This is a genomic window from Pseudalkalibacillus sp. NRS-1564, assembly GCF_050467905.1.
Classification (GTDB): Bacteria; Bacillota; Bacilli; order Bacillales; family Guptibacillaceae; genus Guptibacillus; species Guptibacillus hwajinpoensis_B.
Genome location: NZ_JBITPM010000040.1, coordinates 121071 through 142294, shown reverse-complemented (window position 1 = coordinate 142294; position 21224 = coordinate 121071). Strand labels below are relative to the sequence as shown.

Annotated in this window: 20 protein-coding genes; 4 read left to right on the top strand and 16 right to left on the bottom strand. The window is 38.8% G+C overall.

The window, feature by feature from the left end:
* Window positions 1-26: 26 nt before the first annotated feature.
* The 6 genes from ACIFPW_RS18575 to ilvA form a co-directional block, all read right to left on the bottom strand.
* Complete coding sequence (locus ACIFPW_RS18575; protein ID WP_430246517.1) at window positions 27-977, bottom strand: MBL fold metallo-hydrolase; 951 nt, start codon at window positions 975-977, stop codon at window positions 27-29.
* Between the two features lie 108 nt (window positions 978-1085).
* On the bottom strand, window positions 1086-1655 hold the full coding sequence (locus ACIFPW_RS18570) for a histidine phosphatase family protein (RefSeq protein ID WP_430246515.1): 570 nt from the start codon (window positions 1653-1655) through the stop codon (window positions 1086-1088).
* A gap of 27 nt (window positions 1656-1682) precedes the next feature.
* On the bottom strand, window positions 1683-2630 hold the full coding sequence (locus tag ACIFPW_RS18565) for a phosphotransferase family protein (RefSeq protein WP_430246513.1): 948 nt from the start codon (window positions 2628-2630) through the stop codon (window positions 1683-1685).
* Between the two features lie 74 nt (window positions 2631-2704).
* Window positions 2705-4630 (bottom strand): ATP-dependent DNA helicase, encoded by a 1926-nt coding sequence (locus tag ACIFPW_RS18560; RefSeq protein ID WP_430246511.1) that lies wholly within the window; start codon window positions 4628-4630, stop codon window positions 2705-2707.
* Between the two features lie 149 nt (window positions 4631-4779).
* The gene (locus tag ACIFPW_RS18555) at window positions 4780-5742 is read right to left on the bottom strand and encodes an LLM class flavin-dependent oxidoreductase (RefSeq protein ID WP_430246509.1); all 963 of its coding nucleotides are present in this window, start codon (window positions 5740-5742) and stop codon (window positions 4780-4782) included.
* A gap of 99 nt (window positions 5743-5841) precedes the next feature.
* Window positions 5842-7098 carry a threonine ammonia-lyase IlvA gene (gene ilvA, locus ACIFPW_RS18550; protein WP_430246507.1) on the bottom strand — a complete coding sequence of 419 codons (1257 nt, stop codon included), beginning with the start codon at window positions 7096-7098 and terminating at the stop codon, window positions 5842-5844.
* A 167-nt stretch (window positions 7099-7265) separates the two neighbouring features.
* On the opposite strand from ilvA, the gene ACIFPW_RS18545 reads away from it, so the two are divergent.
* Together ACIFPW_RS18545 and ACIFPW_RS18540 are read left to right on the top strand one after the other, a co-directional pair.
* Entirely contained in the window at window positions 7266-7913 is a 648-nt protein-coding gene (locus ACIFPW_RS18545) for an MtnX-like HAD-IB family phosphatase (RefSeq protein WP_430246505.1), read from the top strand.
* 2 nt (window positions 7914-7915) lie between these two features.
* On the top strand, window positions 7916-8965 hold the full coding sequence (locus tag ACIFPW_RS18540) for an iron-containing alcohol dehydrogenase family protein (RefSeq protein ID WP_430246503.1): 1050 nt from the start codon (window positions 7916-7918) through the stop codon (window positions 8963-8965).
* 60 nt (window positions 8966-9025) lie between these two features.
* Here the strand turns inward: ACIFPW_RS18540 and kynA are convergent, their stop codons facing one another.
* Entirely contained in the window at window positions 9026-9868 is an 843-nt protein-coding gene (kynA, locus tag ACIFPW_RS18535; protein WP_430246501.1) for a tryptophan 2,3-dioxygenase, read from the bottom strand.
* Window positions 9869-10042: 174 nt separating this feature from the next.
* Entirely contained in the window at window positions 10043-10585 is a 543-nt protein-coding gene (locus ACIFPW_RS18530) for a site-specific integrase (protein WP_283154238.1), read from the bottom strand.
* Between the two features lie 376 nt (window positions 10586-10961).
* Here ACIFPW_RS18530 and ACIFPW_RS18525 point away from each other — a divergent pair, with 376 nt between their 5' ends.
* Entirely contained in the window at window positions 10962-11468 is a 507-nt protein-coding gene (locus tag ACIFPW_RS18525; protein ID WP_430246499.1) for a peroxiredoxin family protein, read from the top strand.
* Window positions 11469-11581: 113 nt separating this feature from the next.
* Here ACIFPW_RS18525 and ACIFPW_RS18520 read toward each other — a convergent pair whose 3' ends face one another.
* From ACIFPW_RS18520 to ACIFPW_RS18490, 7 genes are all read right to left on the bottom strand, one after another.
* Complete coding sequence (locus tag ACIFPW_RS18520) at window positions 11582-11971, bottom strand: VOC family protein (protein ID WP_430246497.1); 390 nt, start codon at window positions 11969-11971, stop codon at window positions 11582-11584.
* 281 nt (window positions 11972-12252) lie between these two features.
* Window positions 12253-12771 (bottom strand): VOC family protein, encoded by a 519-nt coding sequence (locus ACIFPW_RS18515; RefSeq protein WP_430246496.1) that lies wholly within the window; start codon window positions 12769-12771, stop codon window positions 12253-12255.
* A gap of 90 nt (window positions 12772-12861) precedes the next feature.
* Entirely contained in the window at window positions 12862-13833 is a 972-nt protein-coding gene (locus tag ACIFPW_RS18510; RefSeq protein ID WP_430246494.1) for a Gfo/Idh/MocA family protein, read from the bottom strand.
* Window positions 13834-14131: 298 nt separating this feature from the next.
* Window positions 14132-15094: a sugar-binding transcriptional regulator gene (locus ACIFPW_RS18505; protein WP_430246492.1), complete on the bottom strand. Its 963-nt coding sequence runs from the start codon at window positions 15092-15094 to the stop codon at window positions 14132-14134.
* Window positions 15095-15471: 377 nt separating this feature from the next.
* Window positions 15472-16608, bottom strand: coding sequence for an FAD-dependent monooxygenase (locus ACIFPW_RS18500; protein ID WP_430246490.1), 1137 nt, complete (start codon window positions 16606-16608; stop codon window positions 15472-15474).
* Window positions 16609-17226: 618 nt separating this feature from the next.
* Window positions 17227-17493 carry a hypothetical protein gene (locus tag ACIFPW_RS18495; RefSeq protein ID WP_430246489.1) on the bottom strand — a complete coding sequence of 89 codons (267 nt, stop codon included), beginning with the start codon at window positions 17491-17493 and terminating at the stop codon, window positions 17227-17229.
* Window positions 17490-18623: a bifunctional metallophosphatase/5'-nucleotidase gene (locus ACIFPW_RS18490; protein WP_430246487.1), complete on the bottom strand. Its 1134-nt coding sequence runs from the start codon at window positions 18621-18623 to the stop codon at window positions 17490-17492. Before ACIFPW_RS18490 ends, ACIFPW_RS18495 begins: the two co-directional genes overlap by 4 nt.
* A gap of 177 nt (window positions 18624-18800) precedes the next feature.
* Between ACIFPW_RS18490 and ACIFPW_RS18485 the strand changes: the two genes are divergently transcribed.
* Window positions 18801-19970 carry a lactate 2-monooxygenase gene (locus ACIFPW_RS18485; protein WP_430246486.1) on the top strand — a complete coding sequence of 390 codons (1170 nt, stop codon included), beginning with the start codon at window positions 18801-18803 and terminating at the stop codon, window positions 19968-19970.
* 36 nt (window positions 19971-20006) lie between these two features.
* Here the strand turns inward: ACIFPW_RS18485 and ACIFPW_RS18480 are convergent, their stop codons facing one another.
* Window positions 20007-21203, bottom strand: coding sequence for an MFS transporter (locus tag ACIFPW_RS18480; RefSeq protein ID WP_430246484.1), 1197 nt, complete (start codon window positions 21201-21203; stop codon window positions 20007-20009).
* Window positions 21204-21224 lie beyond the last annotated feature (21 nt).

Below are 21224 nucleotides of genomic sequence, written 5' to 3'. Positions count from 1 at the left end.
TCACAAGAAAACCACTTAAGCAGAATCTAAGTGGTTCGAACTGATTTTCGTTTCAAATAATCGATTAGGCCAAGAGCACATACTTGTAAGTCTACTTTTATGTAATCATATACAGGATGATCGGAAGGTACTCCTTTTATTGAAAGCTTACTTGCCACATGTGCTAATAGCGCTTTTGAAAGATGCTCAGTAATTGGCGCCTCTTTCTTTTGCATGAGGTCATTTGTTATTCTCAGAAAATCGGATAACCAGCCTTTTAATTGAGCCATTACCTCATCTCGGTTAGATGTTCTTCCATAATGACCGAAATAAATGGCGTCTGGCTCATAGGACACGATTTTTTCAGCAGATGCTAGCATTGCGTCTGGATCGAATTGATTTGGTGATGTTGATGGAAGATAAAGTTCAACATCGAGATGCGGATAATAAACTCCCATCGTATCACCTACAAACACCCCGTTCGTTTTTGAGTCATAGATCGAGAAATGGTGTTTGGCATGTCCCGGAGTATCCATGAAAGTTAACATTCGATTCGGCCCAATTCGCATCGTGTCCATGTCATTCATAGCGATTAGCCGGTCTTCTTTAATCGGAATTATTGGTTCGAATAACTTCTGGAAGTTATCCCCATAAACAGCTTTTGCTCCCTCAATTAAGCGAGATGGGTTTTCTAAATGGCGAATCCCTTTTGGATGAACAAAAACACGAGCATTGGGACATTTTTCAAGAAATAGCCCTGTCCCTCCAGCGTGATCGAGATGGATATGAGTGACAATGATGTTGCGAACCTCTTCTAAATTGATTTGGAGTTTTTCTAACCCGCTAATTAAGTAAGGAATCGGTGGACTCGCGCTAGTTTCAATGATTGTAAGTTCTTCCCCATGCAGGACATAAGAACCCGTCCTTAGTTCAAGGGAGAGGTCATAGAGATCAATAAGAGATAAATCTTCCCCTATCATTTCGGGTTTTGCGTTCATGGCTTTTCCCTCCAATAATGAATGGTAACGTTCTATATTGAAGGTCTTCTCGATCATTATCAAAAATCCTCTCTAAATAAAGACTCAGGATATGGATTGATTCGTTTATTAATTAAGATGGCGTGTGGAATGGAACTTTTCATTTAACCATTTGTCTCCATCTCTTTTAAGAATCGTTAAAGAAGTATTTACAATATGATTTTCATGATTTAGTTCAGGTAGGGTGCTTTTAAAGAAATGTCTAAGAAAAGAACCGTGGCTAACTACTAGCACATTTAAACCGGAGTATTTATCATGAAAATCATTTACTGCCGCATGTGCGCGTTCAACAACAAGATGAGCTTTTTCAATACCGAGATCTAATTCGCGCCAGTTTTCTCCCCATTTCTTAATACGTTCTTGCTCTGTAGTTCCTTCAATCTGCCCACCGCCGGCCTCTCGTAAGCGATGATCGGTTATCACTTTCAGGTTGAGCTTTTTGGCGATGATCTCTGCTGTTTCTTTAGCTCGTGAAAGATCACTTGAGAAGATCACATCCCACTTGTCGTTCTTTAACCAGTCCCCAAGCTTCGCTGCGTCACTGCGACCTTGATCGTCAAGATGAATGTCTGAGCTACCTTGAGCTCTTTTCTCTTTATTCCATGCTGTACTCCCGTGGCGTATAAATCCAATCCTCATGTATATTCCCCTCTCGCTTGTTCCTACTTAATAAGATTCTATCGTTTTAGTAATAAGGTGAGTGATATCCCTTACCCTGTTTTCCCCACATACTGGTCGATCAAGCAAGCTACAAAGCGCAACGAGGTCTGCCAGTTTGGCAAGCTTTTGCCATTGTTTTGGCAGGGTGATTCCTCTGTTTAATAATCCTTGCTGAATTCCTTCTTTAAATGATGTCATGTGATCAAATTCGTATCGAATCATGTTACCTAAATCAAAATAAATGCTACCTGATAAGGCAAATTCCCAATCTAGAACGGCGCTTACTTCTGTTCCGTCCATTAGTACATTAAGTCCATTATAATCCCCGTGAACAAGGCAGGATTCGCTTTGATCTTGCTCAAGCAAATAGGCATTGTTCCTTACAAATGACATCACTCTATCAGTTAGAGTAAGAGATAACCATTTGGAAGCATGATGATTAAAAAAGGATTCAATGGTTGAGATGAATGAGGTTGGTGTTAATTGAAATTCATCTCTTACTTCAAGCGTTGAATCAAGAAAACCATATGTATTAAAACGCAGTTCTCTCATTGAGGCAAGCTGTTCTCCAATGGATTGCCCCATTGCTTTCATATGTTGTTGAGACGAAGTAGATAGATGGTCTCGCAGCAAGGAGCCTTCTTTCCATTCAAGAATACCAATATGATATCCATTCCACTTTGTGATATGAAGAAAAGCTGGTGCTCGCACATCTTTTGGCAAGGATCTGTGAACTTCATATTCCCGTTTCAAGCTTTCCTGGTTTCTAGCCACTCTGATAACAACAGAGCTATGATGAGCAATATCGATTTTATAATTCGTATGACTTAAACCTCCAGAAAGCTGGGTCGTGGTATTTACCTTTAGATGTGGCTGATAGCTTTTTACGATTGATGTTATCGCTTCATCAGGTAAATGAATGATCGAATGATGTCTTTCCCAATTTGTTTTCATGCCACACCTCCCTTTATCTATCATAACAACTTCAATATAAAAAAGCTCTTTCTCGTTTGAGAAAGAGCTTTTTATTATTTCCAGTTGATTGGTAAAGGTGAAACATCTTGGACTTGTTGTTCATACTTTATCACTTGATCTTCTGTCATCCAAATACAGACGACACCATGATCTGCACTACTTCGAATTAAACGACCAATCCCCTGTCGTAAACGAAGTAACATGTAGGGAAGATCCACGTCGCTTACTGGATCTTCTGAATGACTTCGTTTCGCCTGGAAAACAGGGTCATTTGGAGGGAATGGTAATGACGAGATTAGAACCTGAGTAAGTGATTCACCCGGTACATCAAGTCCCTCCCATAGATGATACGAGCAAAGAACAGCAGAATGATCTCGTTGAAATGCCTTGACCGTTTCGCTTATTTCACGGTCTCCTTCATAAATTAGGTTAAACGTCCAGCTTTGTTGGTCTGCCCACTCTCTAAACCTATTCATTTCTTCTAGCGAAGAGAATAGCAGCAATGAATGACCTTTATTCAGGTGAAGGGAATGGCCCATCTCTTCCCATTTTTGATATTCATTTTCAGCTACAGAACCATTCATTTTCATCTGTGCTTCATAATCAAACGGCGAATTTACAGAGAAGGAAGCATGTTTCTGAATGCCTAAGCTGCTTGCTATATAAGAGAAATCTCCAGCTTGTGAAAGCGTTGCTGATGAGAAAACAAATGGGATCTTTTGTGAAAATACTTCTTTTCGCAAAATGTCTTCTACAAGTCTTGGCATAATGACAAGAGAAGTCTGGGTTTCAGTTTCTTCAAGCCAATGAATGCCCTCTCCATCCTGGAGTAGCGTTCTTAAGCCATATGAGAAGAACTCGAGGTATTCTTCCATAATCTTGACATGGTAGTCTTCCATTACATAAAGCTCTGAATCGAAAACAAGCTGCTCTAACAAAGCATCAACTTTCTCAGCAATCGCTTTTGCAATTTCTATCATCGTTTCAGTTCGTGGGACATCTTTTCGAATCGAACCTTCTACAGCGATCGCGGACTGACTAAGATGAGCGAACCAGTTATCGTGAAGCTCCAGGATCTCTTCAACTAATGTAAGCGATTCTTCTCTTACATCCTGGTCCATGTAGCCTGTAAGAATACTGGATAGAGTTTCCGAATGAAAACGATACGTCAAGCCTTTTTGTGCTGAGAATTCCAATAAATGGCCTTCATCAAATACAACTGTGCTAGCTTCTGGGAGTAAAGGAAGTTGTCCTTCACGTTTACGTGAGTCTTTCGTCCAGATATGTTCCATATAGAAATCATGAGAACAAATAATCAAATCGCTTGAATGACGATAATATTCACGATTTAACGTTTGGCCACAGCGATGACGCCAGTCACATGTTGAACATTGTTGCAGTGGATCCCACGCAATTTTTTCCCATTTATCATTTGGTACCCAAGGGTATTCTTTCCGATCGCCATAGCGATGGAAAGACTTCATTGATGCAGCTGGTTCATAAACAAACTCTGGTATTTCATCGTGCACACTTAAGATGTCTTCATCGTCAGTACGATGAGAAAGATAGTCTAGCTTTTTCACACAAACATATTGCTCTCTAGCCTTCGCTAGACGAACATCAACAGTTAAACCAAGTGCTTTCTCAAGCTTCTCAATATCTCCGCCTTCTTTCACTAGCTGCTCAATAAGTGTTTCATCCGCACATGAAATAATCGCAGGTTTTCTTGTATACCTCGCATAGCAAATGGCATACAACAAATATACAAACGTTTTCCCTGTTCCAACGCCTGCTTCAGCAAACACAACGCTCTTATTTTTAAAGGCCTGTTCAATTTGAAAAGCCATAAAGATTTGTTCATCTCGAAGCTCATATCCATGCTCCGGTAAAATGTCGTAGAATACGTCGCCAACATAGTCGCCGAGTTTCTCGAAAAAGGAATCTTCCTTTGTGATTTCAAAAGGTAATGGTTGGGTCATGTACGGTCTCCTCTTCTAGCTTGATCCGTCCTTTTATTTTCATATCTATTGGCACTGTAAAATGGATACAGTTAAAAATTTAATCCTATAAAAAACAAAAGAAACCAAACTCTATCATAACAGATTTCCTTCTATTAGTGAAAAAAGATCTATCCTTGAATAAGCACCTCACCAAGAAGTTGAAAAGAAGTCAGTCTTTCCTTTCGATGTGGCGTAATCGTTGTGATTAAGAATTCATCTGGTTGATACTCTTCTTGGAGATCCTGTAGCTTTTCTTGGACGATTTTAGGTGTTCCACTAATAAACTTTGAGGTGTGATCATTAGGAAGTGATACGGTAAGTGCCTCTTCAACACTTGGGAGTGTTGTTTTCCCTTTAGCTCGAAATTCATTGACTACGTGAGTCCAGTGCGCAAGCTCATCTGCACGTTCCTGTGTCTCACTGCAAATAATGGACACCGCTAGAATGCTATAAGGAGATTCTCCCGCAAAGTTTGTTCGATATGTGTCGAGAAGCTCTTTCCCCTTTTGATCGCTCATAAAATAGCCAAACGCATAGGACATACTGTTTTCTGCTGCTAACAGCGCACTTTTCTTTCCTGTTCCAAGGAGCCATGGCTCGGGAAAGTGGTTAGGAACAGGCTTTGCTTGAAGATTATGATACAAATGGTCCTTTGCAAAGCCATTATTGATAAAGCGAAGTAGTTCATCTACTTTCTCTGGCATCTTCCGAACTTCTTCTAAAAATCGCGGAGATAGAGCAGAAGTCGCTTCGGCGGATCCCCCTGGTGCTCTGCCTAATCCAAGGTCGATGCGACCTGGAAAAAGGGTTGCTAGTGTATGAAATATTTCTGCTATCTTATATGGTTGATAGTGAGGAAGTAGTATTGCTCCAGCTCCAAGTCGAATTCGTCTAGTATGTGCTCCGATATAGCTTAAGAGTACCTCAGGGGTGGGACACGCTAAGTGATCTAGGTCGTGGTGTTCCGTAACCCAGTAACGAACATAGCCAAGTTGATCTCCGAGAATAGCTAACTCTTTTGAAGCTTGTAGTGCCTCAGCTGTCGTTTCTCCAAGGAAGACTGGTGTTTGATCAAGTATACTTAATTTCATTCCGCACCTCTTTTAATACATTCTCTCCTTATCATATAGAAAAAAGTGCCCCATTTATACTCGAACGACTTCAAAAGAAAAACGCCCGCTATAGGCGTTTTAAATGAGTAGGTTAAAGAGATCTTGGTCCTTGTTAATTTCAATGTAGGAAAATCCTTTTCGATTTAAACGCTCAATCAAAGGTTCATAATCTTCTTTGTGTTTGAGCTCAATTCCTGCTAGAACAGGTCCTCGATCACGATTGTTCTTTTTCGTGTATTCAAAACGGGTAATATCATCTGTTGGACCTAAAACATCAGCCATAAATTCTTTTAACGCACCAGCTCGTTGAGGGAAATGTACAATGAAATAATGTTTTAGCCCTTCATAAATTAAAGAGCGTTCCTGGATTTCCTGCATGCGATTAATATCGTTATTTCCCCCACTAATAACGCACACCACATTTTTTCCTTTAATTTGATCACGATAAAAATCGAGAGCGGCGATGGACAAAGCGCCGGCTGGCTCAGCCACAATGGCGTTCTGGTTGTATAGCTCTAAGATGGTTGTACAAATCTTCCCTTCTGGCACAAGTACGACATCATCAAGGATATGTTTGCAAATATCGAGTGTTAGCTTTCCAACTTGTTTCACAGCAGCTCCATCTACAAATTTATCGATATAATCAAGCGGTACGACCTCGTCCTTCTCAATGGAACTTTTCATTCCTGGGGCACCTTCAGGCTCTATGCCGATGATTTTCGTGTGTGGGCTAATGCTTTTGATATAAGACCCTACGCCTGATGCAAGACCTCCCCCTCCAATGCTGAGCATCACAAAGTCGACTTCATCAATATCATTCATAATTTCAAGTCCTACTGTTCCCTGTCCTGCAATCGTACGATAGTCATCAAAAGGATGAATGAATGCTTTGTCGTGTTTGTTACAAAATTCTTTAGCGGTTAGAAAGGAATCATCAAACGTATCGCCTGTTAGAATGACTTCCACAAACGATCCACCAAACAATTCAACTTGCGAGATTTTTTGACGGGGCGTCGTAGCAGGCATAAAGATATGTCCTTGAATGCCAAGTGTTTTACAAGAAAATGCTACGCCCTGGGCATGGTTCCCTGCACTTGCGCATACGATTCCATTTGCTTTCTCTTCCATCGTTAAACCTTGAATCAAATTATAAGCGCCTCTAATTTTAAAAGAACGAACACTTTGTAAATCTTCTCTTTTCAAATACACATTGCAATTATATCGATCAGAAAGAATATCATTCCGCTGTAACGGTGTATGAACAACGACTTCTTTTAAAACCTGGTTTGCGATAATGATATCTTCCACCTGGACTTTACTGATTGTTTTACTCATTCTCGCACTCCTTCAGATTAAATTGAATTGTTTAACTTTTTAAAATTCATTTTAACACAATTTAGTGCGGCTGTACGTTATTGTTCTAAAAGAATCAGATTTCTTTTGAATATGAAAGCATGCTACAATTTTAATAGATCAACGACTATATGAAGGAGGAAATATAAATGAAAAAGTGGGCATTTGTATCTGATTTTGACGGAACCATTTCAAAAAAAGATTTCTACTGGCTTGTGATTGAAACTTATTATCCTGAAGGTAAAGGGTTGTATAAGAAGTGGAAAGCTGGGGAAATGCAAGATATTGATTTTCTAAGGCAGGTATTTCAATCCATTGATCAGCACGAGGAGCAAATTATTCAAGATATCCTCTCCTTACCGATTGATGAGCATGTTCCTTCCTTTATTAAGAAAGTACAAGAAAACGGCGGGGATTTCTACATTTTAAGTGCTGGGACAGATTATTACATTCACCACATTTTGAATCATTATGGGATTCAGAATGTTCCTGTTTTCTCGAACAAAGGCTATTACGAGAATAAAAATGTCCATTTGTCGATTGATGAGAATCATAAACATTATTCGAGAAGATATGGTATTGATAAATCAAAAGTGATTTCTGATCTGAAAGAAAAGTATGAAGTGGTTTATTTTGCTGGTGATAGCGAACCAGATTCTCATCCAGCCAAAGTTGCTGATCTTACTTTTGCTAAAGACGCACTGCAAGAACTACTAAAAGAAAATAACGTGCCATTCGTAGCTATTGAATCGTTTCAACAGATTGAAGATTTCCTGCATGAGAAAGGTAGGATTTGACCATGCATCCATTAACGAATATTCCGATCCCTGCCATTTTGGAGATTCGTTCTGGTATCCGCCATCAGCTTGATATGATTCTCCAAAAGCACGGCTTTCATCATGCCCTATTTTTATTCGATGAATTTACATATGAGACTTATGGCGAGTCCTTTCAGGAGAATATGAAATATGTCTCCATCGATCTTCAAAAGATGGAACCTGGGAAAACCATTCATGATCTAATCGGGTATGCTTTTTCCCATGATTCTTATGATGTTGTGATTGCTATGGGCGGTGGTATGGTTATAGATTATGGGAAATATATTGCGTTCTCTAGAAAACTACCGTTTATAAGCATGCCGACCTCTGCCTCAAATGATGGTTTTGCTAGTAGCAACTGCTCTCTTATTGTGAATCACAAAAAAACTACTGTTCCTGCACAGGTACCTTATGGGATCATTGCTGACCTCGAAGTGATTAAACAAGCCCCTTCTCACTTCTTGCTTGCAGGAGTTGGTGATCTAATGAGTAATATAACGGCTCTTTATGATTGGGAGTTTGAAGAAAAGAACGGGAAAGGCCACGTAAATGCCTTTGCAGCGATGCTAAGTAAGAAGGCTGTTAACAGTTTCATTCGAACGCCGATGTCAGATATTCAAAATCCGATCTTTATTAAAGAACTTGTAAGCTCGTTAACAATGGGCGGTGTGGCAACGGTTATTAGCGGCAATAGCGCACCAATTAGTGGTTCGGAGCATTTAATTTCACATGCGCTCGATAAACAATTATCAAATCCGCACATGCACGGCATACAGGTCGGAATCGCAACTTATATTATGGCTAATGTGCAGAACCACAGAGCGATACGGATGAGGAAAGTATTTGAACGTACTGGTTTCTTTGATTACCTTAAGAAAGAACGTATGCAGAAATCTGACCTGGCTGAAGCTATTTTAAAGGCTCCTTCTGTTAAGCCCCATCGATATACGTACCTTCATGATGAAGATTTTCAAAGGAAGGCGCTCTCTTTCCTAGAAAGTGATGCAATACTAAATGAACTACTCATATAAAAAAACGCTCCCAAATGAGAGCGTTTTTCACATAAGTTTACATAATGATATTATAATCACCTATAGAGCAGTTCGAATATCCCAGAGCTCTGGGAAGAAACGGTGATCAAGTACTTTCTTTAAATAACCGACCCCTGATGAGCCTCCTGTACCCTGCTTAAAGCCAATAATCCTTTCAACGGTTTTCATATGACGGAATCTCCATTGCTGCAGCCAGTCTTCAATATCGACGAGCTTTTCGGCAAGCTCATAAAGATCCCAGTATGTATCGACATTCCGGTATACCGTCAGCCATGCCTGCAGCACAGAATCATTCTTCTCATAAGTTTTGGTTACATCGCGCTGAAGAACTTCCTGATCTATCGGTAAACCTGCCCTGGATAGAGCTTTAATGGCGACATCATAAATGCCGGGTTTTTGATAAGCATTCTTCAGTTGTGCGTGAAGTTCTTCATCCTTTTCATAGATTTTAAGCACGTGTGATGTTTTGTATCCTAATGAAAATTCGATCATGCGGTATTGATAAGATTGAAAACCAGATGCTTGTCCGAGCGAATCCCGAAACTCCATATATTCTGAAGGGGTTAATGTTGAAAGAACATCCCAAGCCTGAATAATTTGGGTTTGGGTCTTTGAAACACGTGCAAGCATTTTAAAGGCAGACGAAAGTTCATTATTTTCAATTGCTTCAATGGCTCCTTTAAGTTCATGCAAAATTAACTTCATCCACAATTCACTAACCTGATGAATGATGATAAAGAGCATTTCGTCATGATGGTCTGAAAGTCTATTTTGCCCAGAGAGTATTTGATCGAGACTTAAGTATTCTCCGTAAGTCATATTGTTTTTAAAATCCGTATGTATAGATGATTCGGTAGGATCAACGTGATCTTTTTTATCCAAAGGGATAACCTCCTTCTTGTTTGTAATCGGTTACAAAAACAGTAATTCAAATGAGTTTCTTCATTAATATGCTTTTGCAGCATCAAGAAGTTTTTCTTAAAGCAAAACTATATTTATACCTTCAACTCCTCCCCCCCTCTTTTATAAATTATAACATGTCTATCATTGCTTCACTTATAAACTAAAGTTGAACAATGATTCATCCATTTGCTCCTGCTCAATTCCAATATACCTTAATGTAATCGATGGTGCAGAATGTCCAAAGATCTTCTGAAGCATTGCAACATCCTTTGTTTGTTTATAGTAAAAATAACCAAACGTCTTACGCATAGTATGTGTTCCAATTTCGGAAAGTCCTGCTTCCGCTGCAGCCTGATTTAATATTTTGTACGCTTGTCCTCTTTGAATCGGTAAATCGGTTTTATTCGATGGAAATAAAAAATCACGTTCTTCCATATCAAACGTATACGACTCAATGAGTTCCTTAAGAGAATAGTTGATCGGAAATCGTTTGGCTTTCCCTGTTTTTTTCTCCTTAATAATAATGTGTGTTTGATTTCGAACGTCCCCCACGCGTAATGGAAGTAAATCACTAATCCGCAGACCGGTATTAATTCCCATATTAAATAAAAACCAGTCTCTGGAATTTCGCTTTCGTAGATGTTTTTTTACTAATTTGATCTTCTGAGGATCACGAATCGGCTGAACCGTGTTCATGAGGGCATCCTTCTTTCTCTATTTAATATGTATCGTTAATGATAAATATTTGATTAATATGTATCATTATACCTTTCTTCGTTCTGTTCGAAAAGAGAAAACCCCCTAAAAATAAGCTTTCATTCATTTTCATAATGATACACAATATATGTTTTGTATCATTGTGTTGGAATACGTGCAATTAGTTTGTTCTGAACGTATGATAGCCAATTCGTTTTTATTACCAATAAAAAGGCTATAACGACAATTATCTTTGTCAATTATTCAGTCTCAAAATAGAGTAAGGTATCTTACATCATTTATTTCTGAATTAGAGTATCATAACAACTGCCTTACATTATAAGGAGATTGTTATTATTCAAAGGAGGAAATAGTTTTGTCTAAATTTGCATTGAAAGACGCAGTCCCTAATTTTTCACTTCCTGCAGTAAACGGCGAAGAATATTCTTTTGAATCATACCGTAAAGAAAAAGGTGGATGGCACCTCGTCATTTTCTTTAGAGGTTCCTGGTGCCCCGTTTGTGTGAGTGATCTTGAAAGTCTAGAAGAAAGTACTGGTTTCTTTGAAGGGAAAAATGTTCATATTACAACTATATCAACTGATAAATTTGATGATTTAAAAGCAATGGCTGAAGAAAAGAATCTTTCTTTTCCAGTATTAGCTGATGAGGATTTAAAAGCACTTGAAGCATATGATGTTCACTATCATAGAGAAGATGATCCATATGAAGATCATGGCGCTCATGGTGAGCCAGCCTACTTCCTTATTGATGATAAGGGCGAATTGCTTTATCAACAAAGACAAACAAGTCCATTTGGTCGTCCTACTGTTACAGAGTTACGTAAGATCGTTCAGTATATCGGAAAGACTTATAAGGGATAAAGAAAACAGGCCAAATTGGCCTGTTTTTTGTATTGACGTCGCTCGTGATTTGCAATAATTTTAATGACTATTATTTTTTAATTTTGTGTATACAATACGGTAATTGAAATTTATTATATGTTAGGTGATACAATTTCTACCTTTATTCGATCTGGATCTTCAAAATAAAGCGCATAATGATTAATGCCTCCCGCATGAGGATATAGCTCGTTATATAAAATAGATGTTTGTTTTTGTACGAGCATTAATCGAATATTTTCTACCTGCTCTTTTGAATGAGCACGAAATGCGAGATGATTTATACCAATCCGTTTACGATGATATCCCACTTCTTTGTATTTCTCCTCAACTTGCACAAATACGATATAGCTTTCTTTATCTCTCCAGCTTCTCCCTTCTTTCCAATTTTGAAATGGTGTATAACCAAGTTCTTTTAATAACCATCCCCAAAATTCTGTGCTTTCTTTCAGATCTGATACATACAGCTCGATGTGGTGTATCAAATTTACCCTCTCCCTTTAATAATATAATAGTTTAAAATATTGATATTATGTAGATTGAAAACATAGTCCTTCTACTAAATTGTTCATTACAATTGCACATCAGATTGCAGGGGAGATTTTTCGCTTTCTTGTTGGTGTGAGTCGCTTTTTTTGCAAAACCCTTTTCCCTGCTTAAACTATAAAAAAAGTCAGCATAAATGCTGACTTAAATCTGAAGTGTTGTTTACATAGGAAACATAACTTGTTCCATTCAAAAGTTCAATAAAGAACAGGATCAATTTCTAGTGCTTTGGAGGGCTCCATCTCTTTGCTTCACTTTCACTCGGGTAATCAATACCATCAGGATACTTTATTAATTCTATCAAACTTCCCCAAGGGGTTGTCCCATATACTCCACTATTACGTGGTCCATCTTCCACTCCAGCCAGTGGGTGGGGTTCCGACAAAAGAGAGCCACCTGCAGCTTCGAAACGTTTAGAAGATTCTTTAATATCGTCAACATATAAAGCAAAATGATGTAGACCCAAATCAGATATTTTCGCTGGATCCTTGTCTGCTTTTGTTCCTAGCTGAAAAAGTTCAATAGTTGGTCCCTCACCGATTCTCAATAGACGCATATGAATAATTATTTTTCCAGATGGTAACCCCAATTGTTTCTCTACTTCTTCTCCTTTCATCGGATCATGTTCGGGTCGCTGCGCATCATAACAAACTTTAACGTCAAAAGCTTCCCGGAAAAAATTAGTAGCTACTTCTATATTTGGTACGGTCATCCCTATATGGTCAATACCTCTATACATCTTATTCTCTCCTTCCTTGAATTGAGCAGATTTAAGAAACCTAAGAATAGAATTGAATCATGTCACACATTGGAACTGTAAAAGTATTTTTTATTCGAAATGATACGTAAGATCCCACTTCTGACGGGCCTCATCCATTAACGACATTACCTGACGTGAAAGTGGTAAGGTCCAATTCTCTTTGTTATTCAAAATCAGGTCATTCATTGCCTGCACTTCATACATAAGGGCTCTTCTTTCTTCTCCAGCTTCAATTGTTTCTACAGAACCATCAGATGTATATGTAATTGTTGCTTTATCAGCTCTTGGAAAATTATCTACTGTGATGAACCCTTCATCTCCAGCTACGATTCCTCGCTTAGGCATCTTAGCCCTCATCGCCAATGAGACAACTGCCATTTCATCCTGATCATTTTTCAACACAATTCCGGATTGTTCGTCTACCCCTGTCTCATATTTCTTAACAGTTGTATGAAGTTCCGTTGGCTGACTGGATAGGAAAAACCTTGTGAATGAAAGAGCATAAGTACCAATGTCCAACATCCCACCACCAGCAAGGTCTGGATTGAAAAAACGATTGGTTGGATCATCTTCCTTGCAACTACCGAAGGTCACATTGACCATATTGACTTTTCCAATTTTACCTTCTTGGATAATGTCTTTTAACTTCTTGTATAGAGGCATATGATAAATCGTCATCGCTTCCGCTACGATTAGTTTCTTGGACTCTGCTAAATTAATAATTTCTTGCAGCTGTTCACCGTTCATTGTGATTGCCTTCTCACATAGAACATGCTTTCCAGAATCCAAAGCATCAATGATGAAAGAATAGTGAATACTATGTGGAGTTGCTACATATACGATATCAATGCGATCATCCTTAAATATATCTTCCGTTTTCTCATATACGTGCTCTACTCCATAACGATCAGCGAATTCCCTAGCTTTTTCTACATTTCTTCCCCAGACCCCAAAGATTTGCCCATTAACCTCATTAATCGCCTGTGCAAAATCTGTAGCAATCCCTCCTGGTCCAACAATTCCCCAATTCACTTGCTTCATTTCAAACCTCTCCTTTTAACGTGATTTTTCTAACTCTTGTTTCGACAGTATGAACACGTTAGTTACAATAGGGGTAAATAAAGATACATCTTGCCGCTTCCAATCTTATTAACCTTTCTTCAAACTGACAATTTTTTAAGAATAAATAGGCTTGTCCAATAGCTGAAGTTAACTGTTATGAAGGTACACCTCGTTTTGCACATACAAATATACTTTTAGATGAGGCGATTTTTCTAAGTGATCCCGTCGTAAAATCATGTCATAAAGCTTAAATTCGAGTTCAGCTTAATGTTCATGTTTAACCAAGCTCATCATTCAATAACTCACTTGCCGTCTCTTCCGTTGTGACAAGAACATTAAGGTGACCAGATACTAGCGCGGCGCGGATTGCTTCAACCTTTTCCTTAGATTCAGCTACTCCAATGGTGTACCTTGCCTTATGAAGATCATTCATATCAACTGAAATTGTGCGATTTGAGAGTCTCGTATCTAGAGTCTTTCCGGATTTGTCAAAGAAGTTTGAGCAAATGTCCCCTGCTACTTTACTCTTTTCCATTTCACCCTGGAATCTTTCTCCATAAAAAGCGAGCCAGTTTGGACCGTCGCTGATTAGTGGGGACCCAATACCTACAATGGCAATTGTCAACTTTCCCCATAAATCCTCAACTTCACGAAAGTGTTCAGAATCCATCAACGCTTCTTTTAACGCTTCTGATTGAACGATTGCGGGAACATCAACTAATTTAGAATTTCCTTTCCACTTTTTAGCTATTTCATAAACGATGGTGTTAGCATGATAACGACTTTCTAGTTTACCGTCCGGTCCACCTATAAGCGGGACACACATGATTCCTTCTTGAGTTCTTTGAGGATTCAATTCCTCTGCAACGGCGGCAAGAGATGTTCCCCATGAAACTCCTATAACATCATCAGTTTTGACTACTCCATCTAAGAACTTTGCACATGCTTGCCCCATAGCCTTTAAATTTTGGTCACTAGAGGCACCTTTTTTCTCGGGGATGAGAATGACTTCTTTCAGTTGATACTGTTCTTTTAGTTTTCTCCCGATGGTAACATCTTTGAAGACATCATAATTGATACGGATTTGTACGATTTCTTTTTCTCTTATTTTCTTCAACATTCTACTAATGGTTGTTCGATAGATCCCGAGTTCTTTCGCTATTTCACTTTGCGTCATATCTTGCTCGTAGTACATTTCTGCAACTTGATATAGCGTATTAATTTCCTTTCTTTCCTCCATCGCATTCTCCCCTTTGCACAAATGTAAAACAATTAGGACAATTGTGCAATCCGAAAGCACTCCCTCCTATTTACCCAGAGAGTTATTGGTAACAATCGCAAACCACTTAATCTTCAAAAAGTATAAATAAACCCCGGTATTTAGTTTCTATTGAAATTCCCCCACTTACTTAACCATTTCTACATAGAAAAGGCGTAATTTCTTAGTACGAAATTACGCCTGATTAATAAAGCTCGAACTTCAACATTTATGATGTTATGAAATAATAAAATTTTTCTCTTATGATCGGTTGAAATATTCCAATCTATTTTTCATATAAAAGTAGTTCTCCTTATAGATGCATAAGTCTTTCCGCTTTTTTCATAGAGTTGCCCGGATCATATAGCTTCATTCATATTTGCTAACGTTTCATAAGCAAATTTAGGAACATTAACATCATCAGGCATTTTTCCATCCCACTCTAAAAACTCCCACTTAACAAGTTGATTCGAGCTTTCAACAAGCATACGACACCTTTCATAACGTCTGTCATTAAATGCTTTTAACAATTGAGTCACATTTAGTCCTTGTTGAATAAGTTCAGTTAGAACAACAGCATCCTCAATTGCAAGAGACGCACCTTGTCCAAGATGTGGGGCGGTGGAGTGGGCAGCATCTCCTATTAACAATACTCGACCTTGATACCAAGGAGACGGTAATAAATAACTAAAAACCGGACGGTAAACGACTTCTTTAGGATCTACAATTTGCTCTCTAACTTCAGCTATTTTTCCACCAAAATCTCCCAATCTGTTACGTAAAATTTGATCTAACTGATCTTCTGGCATTCTTGGATTTCCGGGTTCAGAAGTTGTTAACAGCAGATACATTTCATCTTCAGACATTGGAACCAAACCTGCCTTTGCATTCGGACCGTAATACAAAGTACTTCTTGTTATGTCTTCCATCCGAGGTAACGTATAACGCCATACCGCTTGCCCGAGATATTCTTGTTCAACCTTTCCAAACATCAAATTTCTCACTTTAGAATTCTGACCATCTGAACCAATAACTAAATCCGCTGTGAGCATAGATCCATCGGTTAATTTTACTTGAGCTTGGTCATCACCTTGATGAATATCTACTATAGTTGTTCCCATCCTAAATTTTGTTCCTACAAACTTTGCTTTCTCATATAAAATGGAGTGCAACGTCCTTCGAGAAATAATATTTAGCCCAGGATACCCATCAATTTTTGGAGATTGAGGTTCTGCAAATCGGTTCCCTTCCGCATCACAATATTCCATTCCATCAAAGCTATAGCCCCATTCCATACATGTATTTGCTACTCCTAGTTCATTTAAAGCTCTAAGTGCATTCGGTGGTTGAAATATTCCAACGCCATATACTTCCCATTTTTGTTTTAGTTCAATAATCTCTGTTTCAATTCCTATCTCACCTAGAGCAATAGCAGCTGATAGTCCACCAATTCCTCCGCCAACGATCACTATTTTCTTCACCTTAGCATTTGACATATCAAATACCTCCTTTAAACGTGTGCATCTTTACATTGCGCCCCCAAAGATATTAGGGTAGTCCACATTATTCCTCTGATTCCTAATTATGAACATATGTATGTATTACCCTACGTGGTCTTCCTCGCAATTGGAGCTACCACTAAAATTTTCTAAAACAAGGTAAATCATTAGATTCAGGAGCCCTACCATAAGAGCCCTTTCTCAAATTAGCTTGTTCATAGATAAATTATAAAATGTTTCCCTGCATACGATCTACGATCCCAAAGTACATCATTAGGCCAGAATATCACTCTTCTACTTCGTTTTTGAAAAATACTCCTCCCTTCTTTCAAGCATAGTGAATAGTATAGTCATTTCAATTTTTTTACGTAAGTGAACATTTTGTGAAAAATCTCTTGATCATGGTGAGCGATTCGTATTGAATACGATGATGAACATATGCTCACTCTTCCCATCTACTGCCCTAAAACGACTTAGAGCGCTTACTTTTTATTAAGCAAGCGCTCCCCATTTGTTCAAAACATATTCTGTTGTTTATCAAAAAAACCATTTAAGTTGACCATTTAGTAATCTCTTTATTAGGAAAAGATTTATGTTCTATTATAAGTGAGTTCATTAATGAACGTCTAACGTTACTCCATTTGGAACCACCCAGCGCTTTTTAAATGCATTTTCTACGAAGGTTTGATCTTCGGCATATTCTCTTATCACATCTTTTATTTCATCAGATTGATAGGAGAAGTTCCGGTTAAATGCTAAGTCCGGATACCCAGAGCCCCTTAACAAATAATCAGAAGAGGCAATTCGATACCACTTTTCTGGATCTAACACCTCATTATTAATCGTAATAGAATGTATTTTCTTTTGATCATGTTGGATCACTGCACCTGATACATGAAGACGCCCAACATATTTACCTCGAAAGCCTGGCCCCTGCCATCTGACATACAAACCGAACTATCTAACGAGCTTTCAAGAGCAGCATATAAGTGCTTTCCCTGAATTTCAAAATAAGTCGGATTTAATGGTGAAGGACATATTTCAATGAGCTTTTTATTAGACACAAAATCAACGATTCCCCCATTAGTGATGCCGCTGTTAATTAGTCCGAGGTCACATTCAAAGCGATCTTTTAAACCGTCCGCAATTAAATTCGCCATAGGGTTTTCTTCAAGTACATCATGCCAGAGCGTTTTACTAACTGTGAAAAGTGGTTTACTCAAATTGTCGATCGCTTCTTTCTTACTTGAAAGTAAAATATCTTTAATCTCTTCATCCTCTACCGCTTTTGCTGTTGAGATCGCTCTGGAGGCTAATAAGGTTAAACCATCCTCTGTAACCTCTATTTCTACAATACCAATATGTTCCCCGTACATACCAGCTGAGTTCAGAATGGTGCCATTCACTACTTTAGCTTCATCGTAGAGAACGTGGTCATGTGCGGAAAGAATCAAATCAATCTCATCAATTGCATCGGCCAGTTCAATATCACCTTCAGTGCCAACATGGTTTAGCACAATACTAATATCATAGTTTCCTTTTTGGCTTTCTATCTCTTTCTGTATCGCTTCTATGTAATCTAAAATTTGAAAACCCATCAAATCATTAAATTCCTGCAAATCCGGTGAAGCACCGGTAATCAAAATACGTATCCCTTGCTTTTGAATAATCGTACTTCTAAATACCCCTTTAAATGACGCACCGTTTGCTTTAAGAAGATTACAACTAATGAAAGGGACAGGACTATGTACCGCCATATGCTCTAGCGTTTCATTTCCATTAAAGAGTTCATTATTTCCAATTGTAATCGCATCATAACCGGCAGATTGAAGCATTTTCACGGCCGCGATCCCCTGCGTTCCTTGAAGCTCTATACTTTTAAAATCAGCAAAGTCACCACCATCCAAGATTAGTGTTTGGTCATCTGCGTAATCCTTAATAAGTGATGTCGCTTTTGCGAAATTATCAAAATGACTATGAATATCGTTCGTATGTATAATCGAAAGCTTCATGATTGTCCTCCAATATGTTCTTAATGAACAAATTTAGTGCCATTCTACTATTTCGAAACTAATGAGCGAAATCCTTCTATTAAGCCTTTAACTTTAATAAACTTTTCCTTTTTAAGAAGGAATTGGCTTGAAAGAAAAGAAGATTCACTTAATCATATTGTTAAAGGAGTCGTTATCATGGGTAATATTGGTAATAAGATACAGTTTGGCATATATAAGCAGATGCATGCGCCTGATCCTGATCGCCTTCCAACAAGATATGAAGATTGGGAAAGAAGAGCGAGAGAAGTACTAGAGGATGGTCCTTATGATTATGTGGCTGGAGGGTCTGGTGCTGAAGATACGAAAAATTCGAATCGAGACGCCTTTAAACGTTGGAACATAGTTCCTCGCGTTTTCCGTCACGTTGAAGAACGAAATTTAAAGGTAGGTTTATTCGGTCAGATGCTCCCTTCTCCAATAATGGTTGCTCCAGTAGGAGTTCAATCGATTATCCACCAAGAAGGTGAGCTTGCTTCTGCTAGAGCTGCAGCTTCAATGGGAATACCTTACATTGCAAGCTCAGCATCAAGTCGTTCTATGGAAGAGATTGCTGACGCGATGGGCGATGCGCCAAAATGGTTTCAGCTCTACTGGAGTCGCGATCCTGAGATTGCCAAAAGCTTTGTTCAGCGAGCAGAGCATGCTGGATATTCTGCGATTGTTGTAACGCTTGATACACCAATGATGGCCTGGCGAGAATTAGATCTTCAAAATGTCTACTTGCCTTTTCTTATTGGAGAAGGTATTGGCAACTATTTAACTGACCCTGCCTTTCGAGCAGGACTTCACGTTCCGCCTGAAAAAGACGCTATGGGTGCGATTATGCACTGGACAAACGTTTTTGGGAATGCAGGATTAACATGGGAGGATTTAGCAGAACTAAAAAAATACACATCTCTTCCTATCATTTTAAAAGGAATTCTTCATCCAGATGATGCTAAGCTTGCGATTAAATATGGAGCAGATGGAATTATCGTTTCGAATCACGGTGGACGACAAGTGGATGGTGCGATCGCAGCACTGGATGCACTTCCGGCTATTGTTGAAGCTGTTGAGAATCACATTCCGGTATTAATGGATAGCGGGATTAGAAGAGGAGCAGATGTATTTAAAGCCATCGCGCTTGGTGCCGAAGCGGTGCTTGTCGGCAGACCATGTATGTACGGCCTTGCGGTTGGTGGTGAAAATGGTGTGAAACAAGTGCTTTCTAACCTTATTGCAGATTTTGATCTTACGATGGCCTTATCAGGTTGTCGAGACCTAACTGAAGTAAACAAAGACTTGATCATTCCGGCTAGTCGATAGCAAAATAAGGAACACAGACGTGTTCCTTATTTAATCTTACTTCCATTGAACAGCTTCGCTATGTTTATGAACAGCTGCACTTCTTTTTAAGTAAATGACGTAGATCACCATAGAAATGATGACAGATATTCCAGCTGTTAAATAAATATCAGCATATCCAAAAGTAGAAGCAATTAGACCGAAAAACATCGCACCAAGTCCTACACCTAAATCGAAGAAGGAGAAAAAGGTTGCGTTAGCCATACCTTTTCTGTGAAGCGGTGCTTCATTAACAGCCCATGCTTGAAGAGCAGGTTGAACGGAGCCAAATCCTATGCCAAATAGCACAGCCGCAAGAATGAGCATAAATTGATTGGCTAATAAAGTTAGATCTACCATAGCCAGTAAAATCAAAAATGCACCTGGAAGAAATATAGCTTTATGACCTTTTCGATCATAGATTTGTCCAGCGAAAGCACGTACGAGCATAAGCGAAACAGCAAATACGACAAAGTACCATTCAATTCCATCAATTCCTAGCTGTTCTGCATACAACGGAAGAAAAGTAGCGATTCCTCCAAAGACCATTGTAATAAAGAAAAGAAGAATTGAAGGCATTAAAGCTGTCTTCTCAAATATATCCCATTTCTTTTTCTCAATCGGTGTTTTATTCGCAGGTTTATAGCGAATAAAGGCAGCGATGATGAATGAAAGTAAACCGGCAGAAGCGGCAATCAAAAACATCGTTTGAAATCCAGAAAGAGCGATTAAGAATAAACCGAGAGCTGGTCCAAATGCCATCGCTAAATTCCCTGCAAGGCCAAAATAACCCATGCCTTCTCCCCTTCGCTTTTGAGGAATCAAGTCAGTTGCAATTGTACCAACCGCCGTTGTAGACATTCCCCAGCCAAGGCCTTGTACTACTCTCATAAGAAACAAAAGAATCAAACTTCCTGTAAACGCATAAGAGCCAACGGAAATGACAAAAACGATTAAGCCAATTAAAAAGATTATTCTTCTTCCGAGTGACTCTAATACATGACCGCTCCACGGTCGTATAAGCAAGGCAGATAATGTGAAAATACCAACAACAAAACCGATAAGCTGGTCGCTCCCACCAAGTTCATTCACAAATAAAGGCAGCGTTGGGAGGGTCATTTGGAATCCTGCAAAAATAAAAAAGTTTGCCATACATATAAAAATAAAGTCCCGCGTCCAGATCTTCTCTTTTTGAAGACCCTGCTGTTTCGCCATACATATTCCTTCTTTCTCTCA